General features: G+C 54.8%; 1 protein-coding gene and 1 pseudogene. Both read right to left on the minus strand.

The window, feature by feature from the left end:
• Positions 1 to 1397, minus strand: a pseudogene (locus ACWI8T_RS09140) (hypothetical protein); the annotation flags it as partial.
• 187 nt (positions 1398 to 1584) lie between these two features.
• Positions 1585 to 3138, minus strand: coding sequence for a lipopolysaccharide biosynthesis protein (locus ACWI8T_RS09145; RefSeq protein WP_449138714.1), 1554 nt, complete (start codon positions 3136 to 3138; stop codon positions 1585 to 1587).
• Positions 3139 to 3220: the final 82 nt, after the last annotated feature.

The following is a 3220-nucleotide window of genomic DNA, read 5'->3' on the forward strand; positions in this document are numbered from 1 at the left end:
AAACCTGCCGCATACAGTCCCTGCATCGCAAGGCCGCTGCAGTCGACATAGCCACCAGGGGCCTGGCTATAGCATGCTTTATACGTATCGCCGTAGTACTCATACGCGGTAGAAATCATCGCCTCGATGCGCTCTTCGCGCGTGTTGTTTTCATCGGCCAAAAGCGGGCTCACATACCACCCGCGCGAGCGCATGTCGGAAAGGCGGTTGTTCTCGCCCGCCAAATAGCTCGGAGAGGTGGAATCGGACGTCATAAGGCCATTGGAACCGAAATAGTAATAGTGGCCCGAGTTGTGCCACCAGCCCGTCTGCATGGCTCCCGACGACTTGAGGTAATACCATTGGTCGTCGCCTTCGGTGCCAAGGTTGATCCATTCGCTCGAAACCATGCCGCCCCAACTGCGGAAGTAGTACCACGAGCTGCCGATTTTCTCCCAACCGTTGCTCGACATAAGGCCGGAATTCGCGAAATGGTACCACGCGCCGCCGATCTGCGCCCAGCCAGTTTCCATGGCGCCCGAGTCGCGCAGCCAATACCAATCGTTGCCAAGCTGCAGCCAGCCGGTAGCCATGCCGCCCCAATCATGGAAGTAGTACCACGTACCGCCGATGCGATACCAGTCACCGGCGGCCATAATGCCCGAGCCATCGAAGTAGTACCAAGTCCCCGAAATAAACTGCCAGCCCGTTTGCATCACGCCGGAGTCGGAAAGGTAATACCAATCGCTGCCAAGCTGCAGCCATCCAGTAGCCATAACATGGGTCATGGGATCGAAATAGTACCAATCGCCGCCATCTTCAAGCCATGCCGAATCGGCGCAGCCAGAGCCTTTGAAGTGATACCAGTCGCCATCGATGAGCTCCCAACCGACGGCCATGCGCCCGGAAGCGGAGGGCTTGAGCCAATACAGCTGCCCGCCAAAATCGATCATGCCCTCGTACATCGCATACGTGCCCTCTTGGAAGTAATACCAGCCGCCGTTATACGAGTACCAGCCGTTCACAAGCACGCCCGAGCCATTCGAGCAATACCAGGAACCGTTATCGAATTCCCATCCATACGTGAGCGCGCCCGATTGCGCAAAGTGGTAGCCCATGCCGTCAATCTCAACAACGCCCACAGCCATAACGCCGGTCTCGGGATTGAGCCAATACCACGCGCCCCCATATTTGAGCCAGCCCGCATACAGGTTACTTTGCGCGTCATAGTACAGCCAGTTGTCCGATTCGTCTCGGACCCAGCCATGCCTGGCCTCATCGGCCGCAGCCAGGGCGTCGCTTTCATCGACAGCCTGGTCGGCATATGAAACTTGAGGAATCGCGAGCAGCGCGAAGGCCATTGCGATTGCAAATAATCCCACGCTTCCAACAAGCGCATTTTTCATTTTGACAGCCATGGCAAAACCTCCTCTTTCAGTTGGGACCATCATAAACGAACCTCGCTGGTGTTGCGCCGAAAAGACAGATCGCCCTCCGCCCTCCCAATGAGCACGCACACTCTTCTGCGCACAAAAAACAGCGAGGGCGCCGACACGAACGTCGGCACCCTCGACTATCCCATCGCCTCTACGAAATGCCTCTACGCTACTTGGCAAAACGTTTAAGAACCGGCAGCTTCGCAAAGATGCGCATCATCATCGACTTGAGCTCGGCAAATTCTCGCGTTTTGCGGAAAACCGCCCAAAAGCCCAGAACCGGCACGGCAACGCTCACCACGAGCTTAACCAGGATTCCCGCCATGCCAAGCGAATCGGGCACGGCGGCGCAGCCGAACCACGCCACCAGCGCAAGAATCGCCGTGAAGCCGACATACAGGTAGAACCTCGCGAAATACGGCTTCGATGACTTCTTGAAACCGTGCTTGAACAGCATGTAGCCCTCGTAAATCGAAGAGACGCACGTCGTGCTGATAATTCCGGCGAAAACAACGCCCGCGACTTCAAACTTCAAAACGAGCAGAAGCGACAACGAGAGCATGACGACCGTCTCGACAACCGCCTTCCATCGCGTATACCAATACAGGCCATACGCGCTCGTAAACGAGAGGGCGGCGCAGCGCATTTCCTTCAAATAGAACAAAAGCACAATCAGCACCACGACGATTTCGGGGAAAGCGTAATCGGGACCAAGCCAAATTTGCGTGATCACGGGATTGAAAAGGCACAACATGGGAATCGAAATGAACGCCGCGATAAATGCATTCACGAAGAAGCATGTCTTGAACACCTGATACTGGCGCTCGCCCGATTCGGTGACGCCCAAGTTGCCAAGCGGCGCAACGACGGCATCGAAAATCTGATCGACGACGCGCGTCATGGAATTCACCACGAGCATGTAGTTTCCGTACAGCGCGATAGCATGAATGCCCACAAAGGAGCTCAGAATAAGACTGCTTGCGGGGGTGTTCGCAACGCCGGCAACACGATGCAGCACCATGGCGAACGTGTTCTTCTTGATTTGGTCGATCGTTTCGGGGTCGACCTTCGGCTTGCCCTTCCCCTTCAAAATGTAGGGGTACATGCGATTTGCGATAATCGAAATCGAGATATTCTGCAAAAGCGTCGAGCCAATCATGCAGCACAAAAAGAGGAAATAGTTGTGCGTCACGAAGAGCACCGCGATTTGCGCAATGCACATCACGATTTGGAACGCATACTGGTTCAACGACACGATATATTTCTTCTGGTCGGCGGCGATGAGGCAGCCCTTGTACGAGAAGAAATACGATATACCCGTATTGGCCACGAACATGAAGAAGTACAGCTTCAAATACGGGATGTCGGGCGTGTCTTTAATAAGCACGTCGATATACGGGGTAAGAGCCAAGCCCGCCGCGATAATGACCAGGCCAATAATCACGTACACGTTTCTGAACAGGCGCATGATGGCACGAACCTGCTCATGGTTCTCTTCGGCCAAAGGCCTATAGAGCGCGAAGATGATCGCGCTCGCCACACCCAAGTCGGCTAGCGAAAGAATGGTAAGGACGTTTGAGAACAAGTTCTCCAAGCCCATATACTCAAGGCTGAGCTGACGCGCGAAAATGCCGCGCGTAACGAATGCAAGAATGATCGAGAATGCTTGGCCGCACACCGCGACCAACACGTTTCGCGCCGAATTCTCGAGGCGTGAAGCCATCTATTTGCCCCTCTCGGTGAGCTGCTTTATTGCGCTTTTCCAATCTTCGTATACGCAGTCTTCCGAGAATTTCTGCACGGTT

The sequence above is a fragment of the Slackia sp. genome, from assembly GCF_977041755.1.

Excerpts from the sequence above, each read along its gene's own strand:
- ACWI8T_RS09145 (WP_449138714.1), bottom strand. The coding sequence starts at position 3,138 with ATGGCTTCACGCCTCGAGAATTCGGCGCGAAACGTGTTGGTCGCGGTG.